General features: G+C 59.7%; 26 protein-coding genes. 14 read left to right on the top strand and 12 right to left on the bottom strand.

Going from position 1 to position 22,490, the window contains the following annotated elements:
* Positions 1 to 28 precede the first annotated feature (28 nt).
* Positions 29 to 1,093, top strand: a complete 1,065-nt coding sequence (locus tag MF268_RS02945; protein WP_238369402.1) for a zinc ABC transporter substrate-binding protein — start codon at positions 29 to 31, stop codon at positions 1,091 to 1,093.
* 71 nt (positions 1,094 to 1,164) lie between these two features.
* On the opposite strand, the gene MF268_RS02940 is transcribed toward MF268_RS02945, so the two are convergent.
* The 3 genes from MF268_RS02940 to MF268_RS02930 form a co-directional block, all read right to left on the bottom strand.
* Positions 1,165 to 3,195 carry a PhoX family protein gene (locus MF268_RS02940; RefSeq protein ID WP_238369401.1) on the bottom strand — a complete coding sequence of 677 codons (2,031 nt, stop codon included), beginning with the start codon at positions 3,193 to 3,195 and terminating at the stop codon, positions 1,165 to 1,167.
* A 279-nt stretch (positions 3,196 to 3,474) separates the two neighbouring features.
* Positions 3,475 to 3,975, bottom strand: coding sequence for a GlcG/HbpS family heme-binding protein (locus tag MF268_RS02935; protein WP_238369400.1), 501 nt, complete (start codon positions 3,973 to 3,975; stop codon positions 3,475 to 3,477).
* A complete protein-coding gene (locus MF268_RS02930) occupies positions 3,972 to 4,346 on the bottom strand; it encodes a hypothetical protein (RefSeq protein ID WP_420485410.1) in 375 nt (124 codons plus the stop codon). Before MF268_RS02930 ends, MF268_RS02935 begins: the two co-directional genes overlap by 4 nt.
* Before the next feature lie 106 nt (positions 4,347 to 4,452).
* On the opposite strand from MF268_RS02930, the gene MF268_RS02925 reads away from it, so the two are divergent.
* The 13 genes from MF268_RS02925 (at position 4,453) to MF268_RS02865 (ending at position 13,881) form a co-directional block, all read left to right on the top strand.
* A complete protein-coding gene (locus tag MF268_RS02925) occupies positions 4,453 to 5,190 on the top strand; it encodes a cytochrome c biogenesis CcdA family protein (RefSeq protein ID WP_238369398.1) in 738 nt (245 codons plus the stop codon).
* A 21-nt stretch (positions 5,191 to 5,211) separates the two neighbouring features.
* Positions 5,212 to 5,790 (top strand): thioredoxin family protein, encoded by a 579-nt coding sequence (locus MF268_RS02920; protein WP_238369397.1) that lies wholly within the window; start codon positions 5,212 to 5,214, stop codon positions 5,788 to 5,790.
* A 54-nt stretch (positions 5,791 to 5,844) separates the two neighbouring features.
* On the top strand, positions 5,845 to 6,324 hold the full coding sequence (gene soxX, locus MF268_RS02915; protein WP_238369396.1) for a sulfur oxidation c-type cytochrome SoxX: 480 nt from the start codon (positions 5,845 to 5,847) through the stop codon (positions 6,322 to 6,324).
* 43 nt (positions 6,325 to 6,367) lie between these two features.
* Positions 6,368 to 6,787 carry a thiosulfate oxidation carrier protein SoxY gene (soxY, locus tag MF268_RS02910; protein WP_238369395.1) on the top strand — a complete coding sequence of 140 codons (420 nt, stop codon included), beginning with the start codon at positions 6,368 to 6,370 and terminating at the stop codon, positions 6,785 to 6,787.
* A gap of 30 nt (positions 6,788 to 6,817) precedes the next feature.
* Complete coding sequence (gene soxZ / locus MF268_RS02905) at positions 6,818 to 7,147, top strand: thiosulfate oxidation carrier complex protein SoxZ (RefSeq protein WP_238369394.1); 330 nt, start codon at positions 6,818 to 6,820, stop codon at positions 7,145 to 7,147.
* Positions 7,148 to 7,177: 30 nt separating this feature from the next.
* Positions 7,178 to 8,032: a sulfur oxidation c-type cytochrome SoxA gene (soxA, locus tag MF268_RS02900; RefSeq protein ID WP_238369393.1), complete on the top strand. Its 855-nt coding sequence runs from the start codon at positions 7,178 to 7,180 to the stop codon at positions 8,030 to 8,032.
* Between the two features lie 69 nt (positions 8,033 to 8,101).
* Positions 8,102 to 9,799 carry a thiosulfohydrolase SoxB gene (soxB, locus tag MF268_RS02895; protein WP_238369392.1) on the top strand — a complete coding sequence of 566 codons (1,698 nt, stop codon included), beginning with the start codon at positions 8,102 to 8,104 and terminating at the stop codon, positions 9,797 to 9,799.
* A 253-nt stretch (positions 9,800 to 10,052) separates the two neighbouring features.
* Positions 10,053 to 10,682: an ATP-dependent Clp protease proteolytic subunit gene (locus MF268_RS02890; RefSeq protein ID WP_238369391.1), complete on the top strand. Its 630-nt coding sequence runs from the start codon at positions 10,053 to 10,055 to the stop codon at positions 10,680 to 10,682.
* 157 nt (positions 10,683 to 10,839) lie between these two features.
* Positions 10,840 to 12,108 carry an ATP-dependent Clp protease ATP-binding subunit ClpX gene (gene clpX / locus MF268_RS02885; protein WP_238369390.1) on the top strand — a complete coding sequence of 423 codons (1,269 nt, stop codon included), beginning with the start codon at positions 10,840 to 10,842 and terminating at the stop codon, positions 12,106 to 12,108.
* A gap of 3 nt (positions 12,109 to 12,111) precedes the next feature.
* Complete coding sequence (locus tag MF268_RS02880) at positions 12,112 to 12,480, top strand: RidA family protein (RefSeq protein WP_238369389.1); 369 nt, start codon at positions 12,112 to 12,114, stop codon at positions 12,478 to 12,480.
* Positions 12,481 to 12,648: 168 nt separating this feature from the next.
* Positions 12,649 to 13,032 carry an NADH:ubiquinone oxidoreductase subunit NDUFA12 gene (locus tag MF268_RS02875; protein ID WP_238369388.1) on the top strand — a complete coding sequence of 128 codons (384 nt, stop codon included), beginning with the start codon at positions 12,649 to 12,651 and terminating at the stop codon, positions 13,030 to 13,032.
* Between the two features lie 19 nt (positions 13,033 to 13,051).
* Positions 13,052 to 13,510 (top strand): outer membrane lipid asymmetry maintenance protein MlaD, encoded by a 459-nt coding sequence (mlaD, locus tag MF268_RS02870; RefSeq protein WP_238369387.1) that lies wholly within the window; start codon positions 13,052 to 13,054, stop codon positions 13,508 to 13,510.
* Positions 13,510 to 13,881: a DUF2155 domain-containing protein gene (locus tag MF268_RS02865; protein WP_420485405.1), complete on the top strand. Its 372-nt coding sequence runs from the start codon at positions 13,510 to 13,512 to the stop codon at positions 13,879 to 13,881. Before mlaD ends, MF268_RS02865 begins: the two co-directional genes overlap by 1 nt.
* Here MF268_RS02865 and aat read toward each other — a convergent pair.
* The 9 genes from aat to MF268_RS02820 form a co-directional block, all read right to left on the bottom strand.
* On the bottom strand, positions 13,845 to 14,477 hold the full coding sequence (gene aat / locus MF268_RS02860; RefSeq protein WP_238369386.1) for a leucyl/phenylalanyl-tRNA--protein transferase: 633 nt from the start codon (positions 14,475 to 14,477) through the stop codon (positions 13,845 to 13,847). The genes MF268_RS02865 and aat overlap by 37 nt on opposite strands.
* 45 nt (positions 14,478 to 14,522) lie before the next feature.
* Positions 14,523 to 15,875, bottom strand: a complete 1,353-nt coding sequence (gene accC, locus MF268_RS02855; RefSeq protein ID WP_238369385.1) for an acetyl-CoA carboxylase biotin carboxylase subunit — start codon at positions 15,873 to 15,875, stop codon at positions 14,523 to 14,525.
* Positions 15,876 to 15,884: 9 nt separating this feature from the next.
* Entirely contained in the window at positions 15,885 to 16,385 is a 501-nt protein-coding gene (accB, locus tag MF268_RS02850) for an acetyl-CoA carboxylase biotin carboxyl carrier protein (protein WP_238369545.1), read from the bottom strand.
* Between the two features lie 405 nt (positions 16,386 to 16,790).
* Complete coding sequence (locus tag MF268_RS02845; RefSeq protein WP_238369384.1) at positions 16,791 to 17,027, bottom strand: hypothetical protein; 237 nt, start codon at positions 17,025 to 17,027, stop codon at positions 16,791 to 16,793.
* A 153-nt stretch (positions 17,028 to 17,180) separates the two neighbouring features.
* Positions 17,181 to 17,936 carry an ABC transporter ATP-binding protein gene (locus MF268_RS02840; RefSeq protein ID WP_238369383.1) on the bottom strand — a complete coding sequence of 252 codons (756 nt, stop codon included), beginning with the start codon at positions 17,934 to 17,936 and terminating at the stop codon, positions 17,181 to 17,183.
* 12 nt (positions 17,937 to 17,948) lie between these two features.
* Positions 17,949 to 18,704 (bottom strand): ABC transporter ATP-binding protein, encoded by a 756-nt coding sequence (locus MF268_RS02835; RefSeq protein ID WP_238369382.1) that lies wholly within the window; start codon positions 18,702 to 18,704, stop codon positions 17,949 to 17,951.
* A 9-nt stretch (positions 18,705 to 18,713) separates the two neighbouring features.
* Positions 18,714 to 19,907: a branched-chain amino acid ABC transporter permease gene (locus tag MF268_RS02830; protein WP_238369381.1), complete on the bottom strand. Its 1,194-nt coding sequence runs from the start codon at positions 19,905 to 19,907 to the stop codon at positions 18,714 to 18,716.
* Positions 19,908 to 19,911: 4 nt separating this feature from the next.
* The gene (locus MF268_RS02825) at positions 19,912 to 20,943 is read right to left on the bottom strand and encodes a branched-chain amino acid ABC transporter permease (RefSeq protein ID WP_238369380.1); all 1,032 of its coding nucleotides are present in this window, start codon (positions 20,941 to 20,943) and stop codon (positions 19,912 to 19,914) included.
* A gap of 118 nt (positions 20,944 to 21,061) precedes the next feature.
* A complete protein-coding gene (locus MF268_RS02820; protein WP_238369379.1) occupies positions 21,062 to 22,423 on the bottom strand; it encodes a substrate-binding protein in 1,362 nt (453 codons plus the stop codon).
* Between the last annotated feature and the right edge of the window lie 67 nt (positions 22,424 to 22,490).

The raw sequence follows: 22,490 nt of genomic DNA, 5'->3' as shown, positions 1-22,490 counted from the left end.
GTCCTGTCGTAGAATAAGGAGACTCAGGATGATCCGCAAACCGCTCGCGCTTGCATGTGCCATTGCAGCCGCACCGGCAATCGCCGAAACGCCGCAGGTCGCAACCGACATCGCTCCGGTCCATTCGCTTGTCGCAATGGTCATGGGCGATCTGGGCACGCCGGATCTGATCGTGACGCCGGGCGCTTCCCCGCATACCTACGCGCTGCGTCCGTCTCAGGCGCGGGCGCTTCAGAACGCGGATCTCGTTGTCTGGGTCGGGCCCGAGCTGACGCCGTGGCTGTCGAAACCGCTCGCCTCCCTTTCCGACAGCGCCAGCGAACTGGCCCTACTGAAGGTGGATGGGCTCGAATTGCTCGAGTTCCGAGATCACTTCGAAGGTGCAGAGGGTGAGGCGGATCACGGGCACGATGCCCATGACCACGAAGAGCATGAACATGACGGGCACGATCACGCAGATCACGACCATGACGATCACGACCATGCTGACCATGATCACGATGAACATGATCATGAAGAACATAATCACGATGAGCATGCCGAGCACGACCATGCACAGGGCGGGCACCACCACGAAGGCACCGATCCGCACGCCTGGCTCGATCCGGAAATTGCCCGCGCCTGGCTTGCTGCGATTGCTGCGGAACTTGCCGAGCTTGACCCCGATAATGCCGACACCTACGCGACCAATGCCGCCAGTGCAGATAAGGCGCTTGAAGAGCTTGAAAGCCGCATGACCGGCGAGCTTGAAAGCCTTGGATCAATCGAGTTCGTGACGCTTCACGATGCCTTCCAGTATTTCGAACACCGCTTTGACGTCCACTCGACCGGCGCGGTCAGCCTTGGCGATGCGGCCGACCCCGGTCCGGCACGCCTCACGCAGTTTAGGGAAAGGGTAACGGCGGGCGGGCTGTCCTGCGCCTTTGCCGAACCGCAGTTCGACACCCGTCTGCTCGACGCCATGCTGGACGGGCAGGGGATCGAGATCAAGACGCTCGATCCGCTTGGCAGCGCGCTGCAACCGGGACCAGCGCTTTACCCGCAGCTTTTGGAAGAGATGGCCGACACCATCGTGTCCTGCGCCAAGTCCTGAACCGAGGCGCACACCTACAGCAATAGAAAGGCCCCCAGTCGCGGGGGCCTGTTCGCATGCGTCACAGCCTGTCAGACCGCAATCTTGCCGCCGCCCTGTCTGGTCACGACAACGACCGACGGGCGCGGCGGCATGTTCGGGTCGAAATCGGGCCAGCGGGTGGCCGGGTCCTCGAATGTCGATTCCCGCTCGAAGCCTTTGAAATCTTTGGTGCCGTCGGTGCCCGGGTGCTGCACCGACAGGAAAAGCGTCTCGCCATCGCCGGTGAAGTACGGCCCGCAGATCTCGCCGCCCACCGGGCAGCGGAAGAATAGCCGCGACAGCCCGCGCTGCTCGCCTTCGGTTTCAAGCGCGTAAAGCCCGTCCGACTTGCCGGTCTTCGCCCAGTCGTCTCCCTGATCGGTCGCAATCCAAAGCCGCCCGTCCGCATCGATGGCGCAATTGTCGGGGCCGCCGAACCAGCCATTCGCCGAGGTCTCGGGGTGCCATTCCGCGCCCACCTCGGCCAGCGTGGGATCACCGCATTTGACGACGATCGACCATGTGCCGCTTTCGGCCGCATGGTCGCCACCCGCTTCCTTGATTTCGATGATATGACCAAAGCGCGACTTGCGGCGCGGGTTCGCCGCGTCGATCTGCCCGGCCTTGCGCCGTGAATTATTCGTCAGCATGACAAAGGCAGTGCCATCGCCGCGCGGCTGCACATCCTCGGGGCGATCCATCGGTGTCGCGCCGAGAACATCCCCCGCCCGGCGCGCGTCGATTAGTACGTCGCCCTGATCGTTGAACCCGTTCTCGGCGGTCAGCGGGCCCTTGCCATGAACCAGCGGTATCCAGACGATGCTGCCATCCTCGTCAAACCGCGCGACATAAAGCACGCCATCGCTCAGCAGGGCGGAATTGGCGGCAGGGTCGTCCGAAACGGTGCCGGTCGAGACATATTTGTAGATATAGTCGAACCGGTTGTCGTCACCGGAATAGACAACCAGCCGACCTTCGGCAGAGACGGTGGTTTCGCAGCCCTCGTGGCGGAACCGGCCCAGCGCCGTGTGCTTGACAGGCATCGCGTCGGGGTCGCGCGGATCGACCTCGACCACCCAGCCGAACTTGTTCGGCATGTTTGGTTCCTTGTCGATGTTGAACCGGTCGTAATACTGTCCCCAGTTGAACCACATGCCCGGAACGCCATAGCGGTCATAGGATGCGGCTTCCGGCAGGGTTTCATCCAGCGCCAGATTGCCTGCGGCATCGAACCTGTCGGTCCAGAAATACCCGTGGAAATTCTCTTCTGCCATCAGGTAGGTGCCCCAAGGCGTCATGCCGCCCGCGCAGTTGTTGAGCGTCCCTATGACTCGCGTGCCGGTCGGGTCATCGTTGGTCTGCAACCGCGCGTGCCCGGCAGCGGGACCGTCCAGCATCATTTCGGTGTTCAGCGGGGTAATGCGGCGGTTGTAGCGACTGTCGCGCACCAGCGCCCATTTGCCATCACCGCCGCGCGCGATTTCGACAACCGTGCCACCATGAGCGGCCATCTCGATATCGACCAACTCTTTCGTCATATCGGCATAGGCCACCTTGTCCTGCCGTCCGATCCCGGGGAACATAACCTCCTCATTGGTGTATTCGTGGTTAACGCAAAGCAACCCGCGCGCGCCGTCTTCGTCCAGCGGGGTAAAGCCCACGTAATCGTTGTTGTAGCCGAACTGCTTCAACTGCGCCTCGGCGCTCTGGTTCATCACGTCAAAGGCCGGCGCGTCCGCGGTGATCGGATCGCCCCAGCGCAGCAGCACATCGGCATCGTAGCCCTTGGCGATATGGTGGTGTTCGTCGTTGCCCAATGTCAGCTCTTCGAAATCATAGCGTGACCCATGCGGTTTGGCGGCTGCCTGACGCGGCGCGACGATGGCCGAGGTACCAAAGAGCGCGGTCGTGGCGGTAACCGCCAGCGCTCCGCGCAGCAGATCGCGACGGCCATAACGTGCGTTGATGACATCGCCGATGGTGCGGCTCAGGTTCGGGTTGGTGGGCACGTCATCATAGGCTTCGAAAGCTTCCGCTTTGTTGCCGAATTTCGGGTCTGTGATAAAGGTTTTGCGATCCATACGCTGGCTCCGTCACTTGGCTGCGATTGGACTCTCATGTTGGGCAGAGAATCCCCGGAGTATTCTGTTCGTCAGTCGGTAACGCCATGATGATGAACTCTGTTTTCTCTCCCCGACAGGCGGAAATGTGACGCAGGCCCAAAGGCCATTCCGGCGTTGCTGGGCGCGTTTTCAGCCGGAATGTCTGACGCATGTCATACAGGGGGTGTACAGGGGGTGTACGCCTTGTGCATCGCTTTTTCGGTGATTTTGGGGGAAACTCCGCCGCGGTTTGGCGCGTCAGAAAGCGATCCGGTCAGCGATCGCATCGATCCCGGCCTGCGCGCAGACATCGTCAAGTTCGGGGCCCGGCGCGCCCGATACACCGATGCCGCCGACGATGCTTCCATTGCCCTGGTACACCACCAGCCCGCCGCCTAGCGGCAGAGCCTCGCTCAACTGACGTATCCCGGCCGAAGGTTTACCCGGCTCGGTCGCTACCGCGAGTTCGGAGGTCGAGGTGCGAAAGCTGACAGCGGTCCAGGCCTTGCGGCGGGAGGTTTCGTAGACATGAAGCCCGGCAAAGCGGTCGCGCAGGAAAACCTGCGGAATGCCCGAGCGGTCCACGACCGTCACGCCCACCTGGTATCCCTGATCGCGGCACGTGTTCATGGCCGCCTCGGCCATCTCGATCGCAAGTTCGGGCTTCAGCACTTCCTCGCTGATAAATGGGCTGTCGTCGGCTGCGGAAAACGGGACATGGCCAAGGGCGACCAGCGTCGCCGCGATAAGCGTTCTCATGATTTTTCCCTTGCGAATTCAGTATTTTGCGTCAATATCTTCGTCAGCATTGGCCAGAAGAAATCGGCACCCGGATAGCCTTCTATACGGGCCAGTTCCTCGCCGTCTTCCACCAGCAGAAAGGTCGGCGTGAAGGCAACACGGCGGTCGATTTCCAGATCTTCCGGCATGTCGTTGATGTCCACGCGGCGCAGCGGCGCAAAGCGGCCCTCGTCGGTTTTGGAATAGGCAGGCGCGATTTCGGTGTTCCAGCGTGCGCACCAGATACAGCCTTTTTCCTCGACCATGACAAGCTCGGCCGCGACGGCAGCAAAGGGAAAGGTCAGGAGGGCGACAATCGCGATCCCAAGTCGGGTTATCCGTGCATGCATCAAGGCCTCCATCCCGCCGATGGTGCTTGCGTCGACGGACAGGTAAACATATTTCCGGAGGCTCATGAATTCAAGCTGCCTGCGATGCCGGGCGGAGAGGCGGGCAATGCTGGACATATCCTATTTCGGCGCGCTTTTCGCGGGTCTGCTCAGCTTTTTCACGCCCTGCGTGCTGCCGATGGTGCCGTTCTACCTGTCCTACATGGGCGGGCTGTCGATGGCCGAATTGCGCGGCGATGGAGAGATCGCGCCCGGGGCGCAGCGGCGTCTTCTGCTGTCCTCGGTGCTGTTCGCGCTTGGCGTGACGACAGTTTTCGTGCTCTTGGGCATGGGAGCGACAGCGCTGGGATCGCTTTTCGGCCAGTACCTTACGCCGCTTTCCTACGTGGCAGCCGCGATTCTTGTGGTCTTTGGCCTGCATTTCCTCGGGGTGATCCGCGTGCCGCTTCTTTACCGCGAGGCCCGGCTGGAGAGTAGCGCGGAACCCAGCACGGTGATCGGCGCCTACCTGATGGGGCTGGCCTTTGGATTTGGCTGGACGCCCTGCGTCGGCCCGGCGCTGGCCTCGATCCTGATGATCGCCAGCGGCATGGGTGATATCTGGCGCGGCGGGCTGCTGCTCTTGGTCTATGGGATTGGAATGACGGCACCTTTCGTGGTGGCGGCCCTATTCGCGAAACCCTTTCTTGCCTGGGTGCAACGCCACCGCGCGGCCTTTGCTTGGGTCGAAAAAGGCATGGGCGTGATGCTGATCGTCTTTGCCGTGCTGATCGCGACCGGGAGCGTAAACGTGATCGCCGATGCAATGATCCGTTGGTTTCCGGGCTTTCTCAGCTTAGGATAGGCCCGGCGAAGGAGGAGCCACATGAAACATCTGCTTGCAGCCACTCTTGCCCTTTTGCTGATGACACCGGCCCATGCGGTCGAGATGGGCGATGACGGTCTGCACAAGACCGACTGGATGCGCGACACCTTCAAGGACCTGCGCGAGGATCTGGCCGAGGCAAACGAAGAAGGCAAGCGACTGGTGCTTTTCTTCGAACAGCGCGGCTGCATCTATTGCACCAAGATGCACACCGAGGTTTTCCCGAGACCCGAGATCGACAGCTATATCCGCGAGAACTACTTCGTGGTGCAGCTTAACCTGCACGGCGAAACGGAAGTGACGGATTTCGACGGCGAGGCGATGAGCGAGAAGGACATGGCCCGGCGCTGGAACGTGATGTTCACGCCGACCATCATGTTCATGCCCGAAGAGGTGCCCGAAGGCGAGACAGCGGCGCAGGCGGCGGTTGCGGTGATGCCCGGTGCCTTTGGGCCCGGCACCACGATCGACATGTTTACTTGGGTGAACGAAAAACGTTATGAACTTGACGATGGAGAGGATTTCCAGCGCTACCATGCGCGGCGCGTCAAAGAGCGCGACGATGGGCGCACGGATTGAGACATGGATCACAAGGCAGAACAGCCGGATCCTGATGCGACTGAGGGGACACCAATGAAAACGCTGAACCTGGCCGCCGCAGCGGCACTTGGCCTGATTGCAACGATGGCCGCCGCCGATGGCGTCGTGGCCCCCGCCGACGTGGTCTTTGAGGACGGGGCCGTCGAAAAGTCCCTGACCGGTGCGCCTGGCAACGCCGCCAACGGGCCCGATATCATGAACAAGGGCGCGGGCAATTGCATCGCCTGCCACGAGGTCTCGGCGCTTTCCGATCTGCCGTTTCAGGGCACGGTCGGCCCGTCGCTTGACGGTGCCGGCAGCCGTTGGAGCGAGGCGCAGCTGCGCGGGATCGTCGCCAATGCCAAGGAAATGTTCTATGAATCGATGATGCCGTCGTTCTACAAAACCTCGGGCTACATCCGGCCCGGGGATGAGTTTACCGGCAAGGCCGCATCGGAACCGCTTCCGCCGATGCTGAGCGCGGAAGAGATCGAGGATGTCGTCGCCTTTCTCATGACGATGAAGGATGAGTAGACCGCGCGCCAGCGCCGGTCACCTGTTTGCAAGGAGTCACAAAATGGAATTCTCACGACGCGAAACGCTCGCCCTCGGGGCAGGAGCCGCCGCTCTGAGCATGCTGCCGCTGCGGAGCTTTGCCGCGACGGCCGATGAAATGATCGCCGAGTTCACCGGTGGCGCCGATCTGGCGCAGGACGGGGTAACGCTGACCGCGCCCGAGATCGCCGAAAACGGCAATACCGTGCCGATCGAGGTTTCGGCCCCGGGCGCCAGCGAGATCCGGGTCTATGCCACGGGCAACCCGACACCGCCGGTTGCGGCATTCGCCTTTGGCCCGCTGGCTGGCAGCCGCGCGGCCTCGACCCGGATCCGTCTGGCAGAGACGCAGAATGTCGTGGCCGTGGCCAAGCTGGAAGACGGCAGCTTTGCCCAGTCGACCAAGCTGATCAAAGTTACAATCGGCGGCTGTGGCGGTTGATCCGCGCACCCCAGTAGAAAGGATAAAATCATGGCATCCGGTGTAAAACCCCGCGTCAAGGTTCCCTCGAGCGTTTCGGCGGGCGAGGTCATCGAGATCAAGACCCTGATCAGCCACAAGATGGAAAGCGGTCAGCGCAAGGACGATGACGGCAACACCATTCCGCGCTCGATCATCAACCGGTTTACCTGCACCTTCAACGGCGAGACGGTGATCGACGTGACGATGGAACCGGCGATCTCGACCAACCCATATTTCCAGTTTGAGGCGAAAGTGCCCGAAGCGGGCGAGTTTGTATTCACGTGGTACGACGATGACGGGTCGGTTTACGAAGAGAAGAAATCCGTCACTATTGGCTGATCCGGTTCACCGGTCCGGCGGGAGGGCAAGATGAAGAATATTTATCCACTGACGGCGATTGCATCGTCTTTTTTGATCGCGCTGAGTGCACCTGCCAAGGCGGATGAAGACGCCAAGCTGGTGGTCAACGACGAGATCGAGATGGTCACCGAGACAGCCGCGCCGTCGCATCTGGAAGGCCTAGATACGATCTATTCGGGGTGGACATTTCGCACCGATGAAACCCAGTCCCTTCAGATGGACGATTTCGACAACCCGGCTTTTGTCTTTGTCGATCAGGCGATGGATGCCTGGGACAAGGTCGAAGGCTCGGCGGAAAAATCCTGCTCTTCCTGTCATGGCGACGTGATGGAGTCGATGAAGGGCGTGCGGGCGGTCTATCCCAAGTGGAACGAGGAAGCGGGCGAAGTGCGCACGTTGGTCACGCAGATCAACGCCTGCCGGACCGAGCAGATGGGCGCCGAACCCTGGGGCTATACCAGCGGCAAGATGGCATCGATGGAGGCGCTGATCAGCGTGCCGTCGCGCGGGATGCCGGTGGATGTGGCCATTGACGGGCCGGCCCAGTCCATGTGGGCCAAGGGTAAAGAGCTGTACTACACGCGCTTTGGCCAGTTGGAACTGAGCTGCGCCAATTGCCACGAAGATAATTATGGCAACATGATCCGTGCCGACCATCTGAGCCAGGGGCAGGTCAACGGCTTCCCCGTGTATCGGCTCAAGAATACCAAGCTGAACACGGCACATGCGCGGTTCAAGGGCTGCGTGCGCGACACGCGGGCCGAGACCTTCAACCCCGGCAGCGAAGAGTTCATCGCTCTCGAGCTTTACGTGGCGAGCCGCGGCAACGGTCTGTCGGTCGAAGCGCCTTCGGTGCGTAACTGATCACGTCCCCGTCGTGACGCGGCGGGGCGGTTTTGTGCCGCCCTGAGCGGGCGCGACGGGAGTAATTTTATGATTTCACGACGAGATTTCCTGCAGGCGTCGATGGCTGCTTCGGCGTTGATCGGCGGCTCGGGCTTTGGCAACTGGTCGCGGCTGTCCGCGCAGCAGGCGCTGACGCAGGATCAATTGCTGGATTTCGACAGCTTCGGCAATGTCACGCTGATCCATGTGACCGATATCCATGCCCAGCTAAAGCCGATCTATTTCCGCGAACCCGAGGTGAACATCGGTGTCGGCCCGAACCGGGGCGAGGTGCCGCATGTGACGGGTGCCGCTTTTCGCGCGCTTTACGGTATCGTGGATGGCAGCCCCTCGAACTACGCCCTGACCTATGATGACTTTACCGCGCTGGCCAAAGGCTATGGCCGGATGGGGGGGCTGGACCGGGTGGCGACCGTAACCAACAGCATCCGTGCCGACCGTCCCGAGGCCCTGCTGCTGGACGGAGGCGATACCTGGCACGGGTCCTACACCTGCCATCACACGGCGGGCCAGGACATGGTCAACGTGATGAACGCCCTGCGGCCTGACGCGATGACCTTTCATTGGGAATTCACGCTGGGCAGCGACCGCATTCAGGAACTGGTCAGCGGCCTGCCTTTCGCGGCGCTGGGCCAGAACATTTTCGATGCGGAATGGGACGAACCGGCCGAACTGTTCAAACCTTACGAATTTTTCGAGCGCGGCGGCATCAAGATTGCCGTGATCGGGCAGGCCTTTCCTTACACGCCAATTGCCAATCCGGGCTGGATGTTCCCCGAGTATTCGTTTGGCATTCGTGACGAACACATGCAGGAAATCGTCGACGAGGTACGGGCGCAAGGGGCGGGACTTGTGGTTTGCCTGTCGCACAACGGCTTTGACGTGGACAAGAAAATGGCCGGCATCGTGAAGGGGATCGACGTGATCCTGACCGGTCATACTCATGATGCGTTACCCGAACCGGTGCTGGTGGGCGACACCATCCTGATCGCCTCCGGTTCTAACGGGAAATTCGTAAGCCGCGTTGATCTCAACGTGCGCGACGGCCAGATGATGGGATTTCGCCACAAGTTGATCCCTATCTTTTCCGACGTCGTTACGCCCGATCCAGAGATGGCGCGGCTGATCGATGAACAGCGTGCGCCTTTTGAACCCGAGTTGCGCGAAGTGATCGGGCAAACCGACTCGCTGCTGTACCGGAGAGGCAACTTCAACGGCTCGTGGGACGATCTGATCTGTGACGCGCTTCTGTCCGAGCGCGATGCCCAGATCGCGCTGAGCCCCGGCGTACGCTGGGGGCCAAGCCTGATCCCCGGGCAGGACATCACGCGGGAAGATATCTGGAACGTCACCTCGATGAGCTATCCCGAGGCCTATCGCAGCGAGATGACCGGCGAATTCCTGAAGGTCGTGCTCGAGGATGTGGCCGACAACATCTTTAACCCAGATCCGTATTACCAGCAGGGCGGTGACATGGTGCGGACCGGGGGGCTGTCCTATGCCATCGATATTTCCAAACCACAGGGAGAGCGGATCTCCGACCTCACCCTGTTGAGCACCGGTGAGGCGATCGACCCGGAGAAATCCTATGTGGTCGCAGGATGGGCCAGCGTGAACGAGGGCACCGAAGGTCCACCGATCTGGAATGTGGTCGAAAATCATATCGCCGGGCAAGGTACGGTCCATGTCGCTGACAGGGACAATGTGAAAGTCACGGGCGGATAGACCGACAGGAGGGCGATTCTGCGCGATTGGCCCGTCTTGCGACCGTTCAGGCGGCACAATTTCGCGTAAGTAATATAATTGTGTCCTCTGCGTGAACCTAATTAACCATGCAGTCATACAGCTATGCGTTGATCCGAACGCAGGAGAACAGAAAACGCGCGCCCCCTTGCAGGCCCCTCAGGGCGAGCATAAGACTCGTGTGACGCTTCGTCGGGTATCCTCCCGCTTGATCCATAAATAGAGGCAGACCGAAATGTTCGATCCCGTTAACACCTACATGAACCTCGTCCCGATGGTGGTTGAGCAGACCAGCCGCGGCGAACGTGCCTATGATATTTTTTCGCGCCTGCTGAAGGAGCGGATCATCTTTATCAACGGGCCTATCCACGACGGGATGAGCCATCTGGTCGTTGCGCAGCTGCTGCATCTCGAGGCAGAGAACCCGTCGAAGGAAATCAGCCTATACATTAACTCACCGGGCGGTGTGGTGACCTCAGGCCTGTCGATTTACGATACGATGCAATACATTAAGCCAAAGGTTTCAACCCTTTGCATCGGTCAGGCAGCCTCGATGGGATCCGTTCTTCTTGCCGGTGGTGCGCCGGGTATGCGCTTCTCGCTGCCCAACAGCCGTATCATGGTGCACCAGCCGTCGGGCGGCTATCAGGGCCAGGCATCGGATATCATGATCCACGCGGCCGAGACACAGAAACTAAAGGATCGGTTGTACGACATCTACGTCAAGCATACGGGTCAGACCAAGAAAGCAGTGGAAAAGGCGCTCGACCGCGACAATTTCATGTCCCCTGAAGAAGCCAAGGAATGGGGACATATCGATGAGATCGTGGAGAGCCGGGAAGAGGCCGCAGAGGCCAAAAGTTAATATCGTCGCTTTTTGACGCACTCGGAAACACCGGCCCGCGAGCGACATAATTTGCGATTGTGGTGCCCGGTTGGCTGTCCTAAGCTGGATGCGAAGTGGGTGGACCTGTCCCGAACTCGGGGCGCGACGATGATCTATCGAAGCCGAAAGGTATAGTATGGCAACGAATTCAGGCGGCGACAGCAAGAACACACTTTACTGTAGTTTTTGCGGCAAAAGCCAGCACGAGGTGCGCAAGCTGATTGCGGGTCCGACCGTGTTCATCTGTGATGAATGCGTCGAACTCTGCATGGACATCATCCGCGAAGAAACCAAGGCATCGGGGCTCAAGTCCACCGACGGGGTCCCGACCCCGAAGGATATCTGCGATGTTCTCGATGATTACGTGATCGGTCAGGCGACGGCCAAGCGGGTGCTCTCCGTGGCCGTTCACAACCACTACAAGCGACTGAACCATGCCCAGAAAGCTGGCAGCGATATCGAGCTGGCAAAGTCCAACATTTTGCTGATTGGCCCGACGGGCTGCGGCAAGACCCTGCTGGCGCAGACGCTGGCGCGGATTCTGGACGTGCCGTTCACCATGGCGGATGCAACCACGCTTACCGAAGCCGGGTACGTGGGTGAAGATGTCGAGAACATCATTCTCAAGCTGCTTCAGTCGAGCGAATACAATGTCGAACGCGCGCAGCGCGGCATCGTCTATATCGACGAGGTCGACAAGATCACCCGCAAGTCCGAGAACCCCTCGATCACCCGCGACGTTTCGGGCGAGGGCGTGCAGCAGGCGTTGCTCAAGCTGATGGAAGGCACCGTGGCTTCCGTTCCGCCGCAGGGCGGGCGCAAGCATCCGCAGCAGGAGTTCCTGCAGGTGGACACCACGAACATCCTGTTCATCTGCGGCGGCGCCTTTGCCGGACTGGACAAGATCATCGCTCAGCGTGGCAAAGGAAGCGCAATGGGCTTTGGTGCCGATGTGCGTGATAATGACGACCGTGGCGTTGGTGAAGTGTTCAAGGACCTCGAACCCGAAGATCTGCTCAAATTCGGCCTGATCCCGGAATTCGTTGGTCGTCTGCCGGTTCTCGCGACGCTCGAAGATCTGGATGAAGATGCGCTTGTCACGATCCTGACCCAGCCCAAGAACGCTCTGGTCAAGCAGTACCAGCGTCTTTTCGAACTGGAAGATACCGAGCTGACCTTTACCGACGATGCGCTGACCGCCATCGCCAAGCGTGCCATCGAACGCAAGACTGGCGCGCGTGGGCTTCGCTCGATCCTCGAGGACATCCTGCTCGATACCATGTTCGACCTTCCCGGGCTCGACAGCGTGACCGAGGTGGTTGTCAACGAAGAGGCCGTCACATCCGACGCCGCACCTTTGATGATCCACGCGGATACCGAGAAAGACTCGGCCTCGGCGGGTTAAGAAATGTCCATCCGGCGGATACATTCTGGCGGGGCATTTGAATCCAAAGTCGGATATTGCAGGGCCGTCGTCGCTGGCGGCCTTGTTCATGTCGCGGGCACGGTGGGGCAGGGAGATGACGTCGTTGCCCAGTGTCGCGATGCGCTGAACATCATTGAGCGCGCCTTGGCCGAAGCGGGTGCTTCTTTTGCCGACGTGCTGCGTGTTACATACATGTTGCCGGATCGCGAAGAATTCGAACCCTGCTGGCCCGTGCTGCGCGAAGTATTCGGAGACAATCCGCCCGTGGCGACCATGATCGAATGCGGGTTGATCGATCCGAAATACCGGATCGAAATCGAGGTGACCGCACTTTTGCCGGGGGAAAGCTAGGCTGCTTTTGCGAGTCGAAAACGACAGCAGCGAAGAAGCTTTAACGTTTGCTTACCTTGCTTGGGCCAAGCCTTGCCACAGGGTGCGTCCTCTTGGCTGGAACGGGGCTATTCTCTGGACCTCGGCGGTAAATTGAGCCATATCACGGAAAGACCTACGGAGATGCCTATGGGAATCCTGAATACTTTGCTGCGGGCCGTGACCTGGTGGAACGGACAGACACTCAACACCCAGATCTTTACCTGGCGCAAGGGCGTCAAGGTGGGCGAAGATTCGCAGGGGAACGTGTTCTACCGTAACGTCGACGACACCAAGCGCTGGGTCATCTTCAATGGTGAGATCGAAGCCAGCCGGGTTGATCCGGACTGGCATGGATGGCTGCACCGGACGTGGAAGCAGCCACCGACCGATAAACCCCTTGTTCACAAGGTCTGGGAAAAGCCGCACCAGGAAAACCTGACCGGCACCGATCTGGCCTATGCGCCTGCTGGTTCGATCCGCCGCATGAACCCGGTAGAGCGCAAGGACTACGAGGCCTGGAGCCCCGAATAACGCCCTGACGGAGCATAACATGGCAAGCTACAACATCACCGAAGTCGTGACGGGCGGCGTCGTTCTCGCGGCTGCTGCCGCATTCGCGCTTTATGCGACCCAGACAACCGGTCTTGGCACGTCCACTTCCGGCTATGATCTCACCGCTTCGTTCCGTTCGCTCGAAGGCGTTTCGGTCGGAACCGATGTGCGTCTTGCCGGGGTGAAGATCGGAGCCGTGTCCGGCGTCGAACTGGATACGCAGACCTACCGCGCCGTGACGACCATCTCTGTGCGGGAAGGTATTGAAATCCCCGATGACAGCGCGGCCATTGTTGCCTCAGAGGGGCTGCTGGGCGGCAATTTCGTCGAGATCAATCCGGGCGGTTCGCTCGACTATTTCGCGCCGGGTGATGAAATTGAGGATACTCAGGGTGCTGTAAGCCTGATCTCGCTGCTCGTGCAGTTCGTTGCCGGCAGCGGAGGGGACTCGGAATAGTGACCCGACTTATCGCCGCTGCGCTTCTGGCATTTGTGCTGCCGGGCGAGGCCCATCTTCAGGATCGGGTTCAGGTCACCTCGGGGCAAGGGGCCGTTCTGCGCGGGCTCGACAAGGTCAATGGCCAGACGGTCGATGTCGAAATCTATTCCGGGGGCGGTCGCGCCGTTTTCGGGTTGGAAGTCGAGCTTTCTGATTGTCGTTACCCGACGGATAACCCGACCGGCGATGCCTATGCCTATCTGACGATCCACGAGCCCGAAAAAGCCAGCGTCGCGTTTCGGGGCTGGATGATTGCATCTGCGCCGGCGCTGAATGCGCTGGATCACAGCCGTTACGACATCTGGGTATTGCGCTGTATCACGTCCTGAGCGGACGGAGTTTGGGGGGCGGTGAAATCCGCCTCGCGGCGCACAGCGTCTCTTAGCATCCGGTGATAGGCGGCGCGGCTGATTTCCTGCCCGCCAAGCGACGCAAGATGCGCGGTGCTGAACTGCGTATCGAACAGCGTGAACCCCCCCTCGCGCAACCGGTCCACGAGATAGGCAAGCGCGATCTTTGATGCGTCTGTTCGTCGGGAAAACATGCTTTCGCCAAAGAAGGCTGAGCCAAGAACCACCCCGTAGACTCCTCCGACAAGCTCCTGATCTTCCCATACTTCAACTGAATGCGCGTTGTTGTTGCGGTGAAGGGTGAGATATTGCTCTCGGATGTCGGCATTTATCCATGTTTCAGCCCGATCCGCGCAGCCATCGACCACCCCGGCGAAATCCTCATCCGTCGAGATCCGAAAAGGGGTGCGGCGCATCTTGCGTGCGAGCGAGCGGGAAATCCGGAAGCCGTCAAGCGGGATGATGCCGCGACGTTTGGGGTCGACCCAGAAGACGTCGGTATCTTCCCTATGCTCGGCCATGGGGAAGATACCGATGGAATAGCCTTCAAGAAGGAGTTCCGGAGTCAGTCTCATGGTTGGACAGGTACCAGATGCAGCCCAATACGGGTGATATCGTGATTACCCGTCGGCGAGTTTCGTCTCCAGCCAATGTTCCAGCCAGTGGATGTTGTAGCTGCCCTTGTGGATGTCTGCGTCCTCGAGAAGGGCATTGAACAGCGGGATCGTCGTGTCGACGCCATCCACGATAAGCTCGGACAGGGCACGGTTCAGACGGGCCAGCGCCTCGGGACGGTCACGACCATGCACGATCAGCTTGCCGATCAGGCTATCGTAATAGGGCGGGATCGAATAGCCATCGTAGAGCGCTGAATCGATCCGGACCCCAAGGCCACCCGGCGAGTGATACTGGGTGATCTTGCCCGGGCAGGGCGAAAAGTTCGGAAGCCGCTCGGCGTTGATACGCACTTCGATCGCATGGCCGTTGATCTTGAGGTCGTCCTGCGTGAAGGACATCGGCAGTCCGGCGGCCACGCGGATCTGTTCGCGTACAAGGTCGACCCCAAAGATCGCCTCGGTCACCGGGTGTTCGACCTGAAGCCTGGTATTCATTTCGATGAAGTAGAATTCACCGTTCTCATAGAGGAATTCGATTGTGCCCGCGCCGGCATAGTTGATCTTGGCCACCGCATCGGCGCAGACCTTGCCGATGCGCGCGCGTTCTTCGGCGGTGATAGTGGGACCAGGGGCTTCTTCGAAAACCTTTTGGTGGCGACGCTGCAGCGAACAGTCACGTTCGCCAAGGTGCACAGCCTTGCCCTTGCCGTCGCCGAAAACCTGAATTTCGATGTGGCGCGGTGTCGTCAGGTATTTCTCGATGTAAACTTCGTCATTGCCGAAGTTCGATTTGCCTTCGGCGCGGGCGGTCTGAAAAGCGCGTTCCATGTCAGCGGCGCTTTGTGCCACTTTCATGCCCTTGCCGCCGCCACCGGCTGTCGCCTTGATAATAACCGGGTAACCGATTTCGTCGCCGATCTTCTTGGCGGTCGCAAGATCGGGAACGCCGCCCTCACTGCCGGGTACGCAAGGCACGCCGAGCGCCTTCATCGTGTCCTTGGCGGTGATCTTGTCGCCCATGATGCGGATATGCTCGGCGGTCGGGCCGATAAAAGCGATGTCGTGGTCTTCGACGATCTGCACGAAATTGGCGTTCTCGGAGAGAAACCCATAGCCGGGGTGGATCGCCTGGGCGCCCGTGATTTCGCAGGCAGACATGATCGCCGGGATCGAGAGATAACTTTGCGGGCTGGGCGGGGGGCCGATGCAGATCGATTCATCGGCCATGCGCACATGCATCGCGTCGCTGTCGGCGGTCGAATGCACCGCGACGGTGGCAATCCCCATTTCGCGGGCGGCACGTACCACGCGAAGGGCGATTTCTCCGCGGTTGGCAATCAGGATTTTATCAAACATCTGAATGCCTTATTCGATAATCACAAGGGGGGTTCCATATTCGATCGCGGCGCCGTCCTCGACGAGGATGCGCTTGATCGTACCGGCGCGGGGCGCGGGGATATGATTCATCGTTTTCATGGCTTCGACGATCAGCAGGGTGTCGCCTTCGGAAACGCTTGCGCCGACGCTGATGAATGCGGGCGCACCGGGTTCGGGCTGCATGTAGACCGTACCGACCATGGGCGAGGTTACCGCGCCCGGATGGCTTGCGGGATCTTCGCTTGCTTCGGGGGCGGCAGGAGCTGCAGCCGGTGCAGCAGCGGATGCACTGGCCGGAGCCGCGATGGGTGCCGGCGCAGGAGCGGCAACGGCGGCGGGAGCCGGTTGCATACGGCTGACGCGCACGTTCAGGGCATCGTCTTCGCCGTATTCGCGTTTTACTTGTAGCTCGGTCAGATCGTTTTCACGGAGCAATTCCGCGAGGGCTTTGATAAACGCCACGTCCGAGTCGTGTTTCTGTTCTGTCATGGTTTCCTCGACCGGTTCTGCACGGCCTGTCTGGCGCGGGCCTTTCACTGATGCCCGCTTATAGGGCATGACCAAAGGGGTGAAAAGCGTCCTTGGCCCGGAATAAGTTTGCGCAACCATGAATTCGCGCATTTCAGGGCAGGGGGTTTCCAGCCGGAAAAGGCCCGCTCGCGCCTGTGGCGTCGGGACAGTTCGGGCGAGAATTTCCTTGCGGGCGGGCGTGTTAACCATTCGTCCCGGTCGAGATCCGAGACATGCGTGTGACGGCCAAGGGTGTCAGCCTGGGCGTCTTAAGTGGTTAATGTATTCTACCCGGGGCACCGTTCCTGTGCGCGTGATAAAGGAAACGGGTGACGCCCGGGTCGCCATTCGGCCGCAATATGACAGAGAAATAGAAAAGATTCGCTAGGTGAGTTCTTCGGCCTGCTGTTCCAGTATCTCCATGATTTTCCGCTGCATCGCGGTTGGAGGCGTGCTTTCCTCGCTGGAGGTGTCGCGCGAGCTGGCACTGTCGCTTTCTGACTTGGCAGAAGCCTCAGTCACTTTCTTGTCGGTGTCCGGCGGTGGCGCGTCAGCCGGTAAGCCTGCGGGATGGCCCGTAATCTGCGGGGCCACGATAGGAACGCCATACGATATTTGCATTTCATTGCTCCATCATCGGTTTGGAGCCCTCACCCGTTTGTTACTTTGACCGCAGGGAGTTAACGAAACGAAAATGGCGCCCCGCCAGGGACGCCGAAATGAGATGGATTTGATTATTAATCGAACCTGCTGCCACTGCAGGAATGACCAAATTCAGATGGCAAGATATTCCTCGCGCAGTTCCTTGTTCTGAAGAACCTCGGCGGCGGAACCGTCGAAAACGACGCTGCCTGTGTCAAGGATAACGGATCGGTCAGCCAGTTCCAGCGCCCGCACGGCGTTCTGTTCGACGATCACCGTGGTGATGCCGAGTTCCTTGATAGTGATCAGGGTTTTCTCGATTTCATCCACGATCACCGGGGCGAGACCTTCGTAGGGTTCGTCGAGAAGCAGGACTTTGATGTCGCGACAAAGCGCCCGGGCGATTGCGAGCATCTGTTGTTCGCCGCCCGAAAGCGTCACACCTTCCTGTCGGCGACGTTCGCCGAGACGGGGAAACAGGTCATAGACCCGTTCTATCGACCAGCCGATCGGCGGTGCAATCTGCGCTAATTGCAGGTTTTCCTCGACCGTGAGGCCGGGGATGATCCGGCGATCCTCGGGTACGAGACCTAGTCCGGCAGTGGCCGCCTGATAGCTGGACATGCTGTGCAGCGGCTGGTGGTCCAGCCAGATCTCGCCCTTTTTGATTTCAGGATCGCCAAGCCGGGCAATCGCCCGCAGCGTTGATGTCTTGCCTGCACCGTTCCGGCCCAGAAGAGCGAGGATCTCGCCTTCGTGAACGTTGAAGTTGACGCCTTGGACGATGTAGCTCTCGCCGTAATAGGCGTGCACGTCCCAGACCGAGAGGAAGGCGGGGGCGGTTTCTGCCTGATTGGCGTGTTTGGAAAAGTCCGGTTTGACGTTCATGAGGTCTTCTCCTTATGCGCTCTCGCCGAGGTAAGCTTCGCGTACCTTGGGGTGGCCCTTGATTTTTTCCGGTGTGTCTTCGACCAGCGGTGTGCCCTGCGCCAAAACCGTGATCCGCTGCGCGAGGCTGAAAACCACATGCATGTCATGTTCAATGATGGCGATGGTAATGTCGCGTTCGGCACTGATCTGTTTGAGCAGGTCGATGGTGTTGTTGGTGTCTGCGCGCGCCATGCCCGCAGTCGGTTCGTCGAGCAAGAGGAGGCGCGGTTCCTGACTGAGACACATGCCGATTTCAAGCCGACGCTTGTCGCCGCGCGACATGGAAGCCGCGTGCATGTGCCGCTTGTCGGCCATGTTCATGTCGACCAGCATCTGTTCGGCCTTTTCCATTATGTCGCGTTGTTTTGACATGGATGCCAGCGCGTTCATCTCAAACGACCCGTCGCGTTTGGCAAAGCAGGGGATGAGCATATTTTCCATCACCGTCAGATCGCCAAAGATCTCGGGCGTCTGGAACACGCGGCTGATCCCCATCTGGTTGATCTCGTAGGGGGCGCGGCCCAGCACCGACTGTCCGTCGAACATGACCGACCCGGTATCCGGGATCAGCTTGCCGACGAGGCAGTTGAGCAGGGTCGATTTACCTGCCCCGTTCGGGCCGATGATCGCGTGAACCGTGTTTTCTGCGACCGAGAGATTGACATTGCCAAGTGCCTGCAAACCGCCGAAGCGCTTGTTGACGTTCTTGATTTCAAGAATACCCATGATGCGCTCCTATTCGGCGGGAGAGGTTTTGCCGTCGGTCTTTTCGTCCGAGGTCTTGGCCTTGCGACGGAACATCTTGCTTAGGCGCTGACCGCCTTCGACAAGACCGCCGGGCAGGAAGATCACGACCAGCATGAACAAGAGACCAAGCGTCAGGTGCCATCCCTTGCCAATGAACGGGTGGACGAGGAAGACGAGCAGATCTTCAAGCCCTTCCGGCATGAAAGAGAACCATTGGTGCAGGATGGAGTCGTTGATCTTCGAGAAGATGTTCTCGAAATACTTGATGAAACCAGCGCCCACGACCGGACCGATCAGGGTGCCCGCACCGCCGAGAATCGTCATCAGCACGACTTCACCACTTGCCGTCCATTGCATCCGTTCAGCCCCTGCCAGCGGATCCATCGAGGCCATGAGCCCACCGGCGAGACCGGCGTACATGCCCGAGATGACAAAGGCGGCCAGCGTGTAGGGGCGGGTATTGAGGCCGGTGTAGTTCATCCGCTGCTGGTTGGATTTGACCGCGCGCAGCATCATGCCGAAAGGCGAGCGGAAAATGCGGATCGAAAGATAGAAGGCCAGCATCATGATGATCGCGCAGACGTAGTAACCGACCGAGAAGGTAAAGGCCCAGGGACCAAGGGTCATGGTCACCGCGTCGTTCATCTCGGTCCCGAACAGGTTCGGGTATTGCGGCGCGTTTGCGCCGTCGAGGATGCGCGGATCGTCGAGGGCGATCTGGAGGCCGGTTTCACCGTTGGTGACCGGCGTGAGCACCGAGTAGGCGAGGTTATAGGACATCTGCGCAAAGGCGAGTGTCAGGATCGAGAAGTAGATGCCTGAACGGCGCAGGGAGATATAGCCGATGACGACCGAGAACAGGCCTGCGACTATGACCGAAAGGACGATCGCGGGGATCACGTTCATGGTCAGCAGTTTCATCATCCAGACGGCGGAATAGCTGCCGACCCCGAGGAAGGCGGCGTGACCGAAGCTGAGATAGCCAGTCAGGCCGAAGAGGATGTTGAAGCCGATGGCAAAGATCCCGAAGATCACGAAACGCTGCATCAGGTCGGGATAGCCCGCGTTGAACTGTGCCATCGCGCTGTCGGTGGGAAACGGGTTCAGGATGAACGGTGCGAACAAGGTCAGGATGGCCACGATGATCAGCAGCGTCGTATCCTTGGGGGTGAGACCGAGCATGGGCTTATTCCTCCATCACGCCACGGCGACCCATCAGGCCACGCGGACGTGTCAGCAAGATAATGATGGCAACGAGGTAGATGATGATCTGGTCGATGCCGGGCAGGACGTTCTTGACCTCGTTCATCGAGGCGAAGCTTTCGAGAATACCAAGCAGGAAACCCGCCAGCACGGCACCGGGCAGGGATCCCATGCCGCCGACCACGACCACAACGAAGCTTAGCACGAGGAAGTCCATCCCCATGTGATAGTTGGGGGAGTTGATCGGCGCGTACATGACGCCCGCGAGTCCTGCGACAGCAGCGGCGATGCCGAACATGATGGTAAAGCGGCGGTTGATGTTGATGCCGAGCAGGCCGACCGTTTCACGATCTGCCATGCCCGCGCGCACAACCATGCCAAACGTGGTGAATTGCAGGAAGGCAAAGACCGCGCCGATGATCAGGGCTGAGAAGCCGAAATAGACCAGTCGCCAGTAGGGGTAGATGATGGCGTTCTGGTCGAACCCGAGCAGGACGCCGAAATCGAAGCTGCCACGAAATGCTTCGGGGGCGGTTGTCGGGATCGGGTTGGCACCGTAGAAATACTTGATGATCTCCTGAAGCACGATGGCAAGACCGAAGGTCACGAGGATCTGATCGGCGTGGGGGCGTTTGTAAAAATGCTTGATAAGTCCGCGCTCCATCAGAAAGCCAAGACCGACCATGATCGGAATCGCAAAGATGACGGCCAGCGGTACTGACCAGTCGATCATCCAGGCGCCGAAACTTTCGCCGAACCAGTCTTTCACGTAGAGGATGTCTTCGTATTTCGGGTTGCCGAGGAAATCGGTGCCCGACGGTTCAGAAGACTTATGGCTGAGGTTGAAGAGTTTGCTCAGCGTAACGGCGCAGAATGCGCCGATCATGAAGATCGCGCCATGAGCGAAGTTGACGACCCCCAACGTGCCGAAAATCAGGGTCAGGCCAAGCGCAATCAGCGCATAGGCGGACCCTTTGTCCAACCCGTTGAGTAGTTGAAGGATGATGGCGTCCATGACGTTGCCCCCAATGGTTACTTATCATTGATCGCGCGGAAGGCGGCTTTCGCGCACAGCCCGCCAGTCAGCGCGTCAGGGCGGGCTGAAACCCGCCCTGAACAATGCGATCCGGTTCTTATGCGCCGGGGTTGCACTGACCGAGTTCGCCGCCGGCGAACATCGGGTGATCGGGCTCGTAGGTGACCTGCTCGACCGGAGTGACTTCGACGATTTCCACGAGGTTGAATTCGTCCTCAGGATCGGCCGCACCCTTCACGACAACAACGTCCTTGAAGCACTGGTGGTCTTCAGCACGATAGGAGGTCGGACCGTTGCCGAGGCCGTCGAATTCGTATCCCTCGAGCGCTTCCACGATTGCGCAAGGATTGAAGGTGCCTGCACGCTCGGCTGCGTCTGCGTAGAGCAGCGTCTGCGCATAGCAGGTCTGGGCGGCCTGCGACGGCGGGAAGCCGTATTTCTCGCCAAAGGACTTCACGAAGGCGTTGGTGCCAGCGTATTTGTCGCCCATTTCGTTTTCGAGTTTCCAGTCCCAGTTCTGGGAGCCGACGATGCCCGCGATGTTCTTGCCGGCACCTTTCGCCATGAGCTCGGAGTAGAGCGGAACGACGATCTCGAAATTCTTGCCGTTGGCCTGCTTTTCACGCAGACCGAACTGGACGGCGTTGGTGAGCGAGTTGACCATGTTGCCGCCGTAGTGGTTGAGAACCAGCACGTCTGCGCCAGAGTTCAGCACCGGCGCGATGTAGGACGAGAAGTCCGTCGAAGCCAGCGGTGTCAGCACGTTGTTGACGGTTTCCCAGCCCATTGCCTCGGTCGCGGCCGCGATGGATTCCTGCTGGGTCCAGCCCCAAGTGTAATCCGCCGTCAGGTGATAGGCGCGACGGTCGTCGCCGTAGAGGTTCTTGAGAACCGGCGCCAGCGCGGCGGCCGACATGTAAGCGTTGAAGAAGTGACGGAAACCGTTGGCCTTCTTATCCTTGCCGGTGGTGTCGTTCGAGTGGGTCAGGCCAGCCATGAAGATGACGCCTGCCTCTTGGCAGAGACCCTGAACCGCGACGGCCACACCCGAAGACGAGCCGCCGGAAATCATGATCGCACCGTCTTTTTCGATCATCGACTTGGCGGATGCTCGGGCTGCGTCCGATTTCGTTTGCGTATCGCCGGTGACGAATTCGACTTTTTTGCCGAGGATGCCGCTGCCGCTGAGCGACTTGGAGCTGAAGGTATTCAGCATGCCGCCGTCGCCTTCGCCGTTGAGATGCTCGACCGCCAGTTCAAAGGCGCGCAGTTCGTCAGCGCCCTCGTCGGCATAGGGGCCGGTCTGGGGTACGTTGAAACCAAGTGTAACCGTGCTGCCCGTAGGGGCGTTCAAATAACCGCTTTCCTGAGCGCGCAGGTATGTCGGCAGAGCAAAGCCAGCGCCGGCTATAGCGCCGGTTCTCAGCACGCCCCGACGTGTGACATCATATTTGGACATGAATATCCTCCCTTTTCGAAAAACGCATCGCGACGCTCCTCAACGAACGCGACACAGGCACGTATGT

Origin of the sequence: Heliomarina baculiformis (assembly GCF_019966545.1) — a bacterium.
GTDB classification, from domain to species: domain Bacteria; phylum Pseudomonadota; class Alphaproteobacteria; order Rhodobacterales; family Rhodobacteraceae; genus Heliomarina; species Heliomarina baculiformis.
This window is presented reverse-complemented; position numbering and strand designations above follow the sequence as displayed.

Bases quoted from the DNA above. Each gene is read 5' to 3' on its own strand.
- MF268_RS02945 (WP_238369402.1), top strand. From the start codon at position 29: ATGATCCGCAAACCGCTCGCGCTTGCATGTGCCATTGCAGCCGCACCG.
- MF268_RS02940 (WP_238369401.1), bottom strand. From the start codon at position 3,195: ATGGATCGCAAAACCTTTATCACAGACCCGAAATTCGGCAACAAAGCG.
- MF268_RS02935 (WP_238369400.1), bottom strand. From the start codon at position 3,975: ATGAGAACGCTTATCGCGGCGACGCTGGTCGCCCTTGGCCATGTCCCG.
- MF268_RS02930 (WP_420485410.1), bottom strand. From the start codon at position 4,346: ATGCATGCACGGATAACCCGACTTGGGATCGCGATTGTCGCCCTCCTG.
- MF268_RS02925 (WP_238369398.1), top strand. From the start codon at position 4,453: ATGCTGGACATATCCTATTTCGGCGCGCTTTTCGCGGGTCTGCTCAGC.
- MF268_RS02920 (WP_238369397.1), top strand. From the start codon at position 5,212: ATGAAACATCTGCTTGCAGCCACTCTTGCCCTTTTGCTGATGACACCG.
- soxX (WP_238369396.1), top strand. From the start codon at position 5,845: ATGAAAACGCTGAACCTGGCCGCCGCAGCGGCACTTGGCCTGATTGCA.
- soxY (WP_238369395.1), top strand. From the start codon at position 6,368: ATGGAATTCTCACGACGCGAAACGCTCGCCCTCGGGGCAGGAGCCGCC.
- soxZ (WP_238369394.1), top strand. From the start codon at position 6,818: ATGGCATCCGGTGTAAAACCCCGCGTCAAGGTTCCCTCGAGCGTTTCG.
- soxA (WP_238369393.1), top strand. From the start codon at position 7,178: ATGAAGAATATTTATCCACTGACGGCGATTGCATCGTCTTTTTTGATC.
- soxB (WP_238369392.1), top strand. From the start codon at position 8,102: ATGATTTCACGACGAGATTTCCTGCAGGCGTCGATGGCTGCTTCGGCG.
- MF268_RS02890 (WP_238369391.1), top strand. From the start codon at position 10,053: ATGTTCGATCCCGTTAACACCTACATGAACCTCGTCCCGATGGTGGTT.
- clpX (WP_238369390.1), top strand. From the start codon at position 10,840: ATGGCAACGAATTCAGGCGGCGACAGCAAGAACACACTTTACTGTAGT.
- MF268_RS02880 (WP_238369389.1), top strand. From the start codon at position 12,112: ATGTCCATCCGGCGGATACATTCTGGCGGGGCATTTGAATCCAAAGTC.
- MF268_RS02875 (WP_238369388.1), top strand. From the start codon at position 12,649: ATGGGAATCCTGAATACTTTGCTGCGGGCCGTGACCTGGTGGAACGGA.
- mlaD (WP_238369387.1), top strand. From the start codon at position 13,052: ATGGCAAGCTACAACATCACCGAAGTCGTGACGGGCGGCGTCGTTCTC.
- aat (WP_238369386.1), bottom strand. From the start codon at position 14,477: ATGAGACTGACTCCGGAACTCCTTCTTGAAGGCTATTCCATCGGTATC.
- accC (WP_238369385.1), bottom strand. From the start codon at position 15,875: ATGTTTGATAAAATCCTGATTGCCAACCGCGGAGAAATCGCCCTTCGC.
- accB (WP_238369545.1), bottom strand. From the start codon at position 16,385: ATGACAGAACAGAAACACGACTCGGACGTGGCGTTTATCAAAGCCCTC.
- MF268_RS02845 (WP_238369384.1), bottom strand. From the start codon at position 17,027: ATGCAAATATCGTATGGCGTTCCTATCGTGGCCCCGCAGATTACGGGC.
- MF268_RS02840 (WP_238369383.1), bottom strand. From the start codon at position 17,936: ATGAACGTCAAACCGGACTTTTCCAAACACGCCAATCAGGCAGAAACC.
- MF268_RS02835 (WP_238369382.1), bottom strand. From the start codon at position 18,704: ATGGGTATTCTTGAAATCAAGAACGTCAACAAGCGCTTCGGCGGTTTG.
- MF268_RS02830 (WP_238369381.1), bottom strand. From the start codon at position 19,907: ATGCTCGGTCTCACCCCCAAGGATACGACGCTGCTGATCATCGTGGCC.
- MF268_RS02825 (WP_238369380.1), bottom strand. From the start codon at position 20,943: ATGGACGCCATCATCCTTCAACTACTCAACGGGTTGGACAAAGGGTCC.
- MF268_RS02820 (WP_238369379.1), bottom strand. From the start codon at position 22,423: ATGTCCAAATATGATGTCACACGTCGGGGCGTGCTGAGAACCGGCGCT.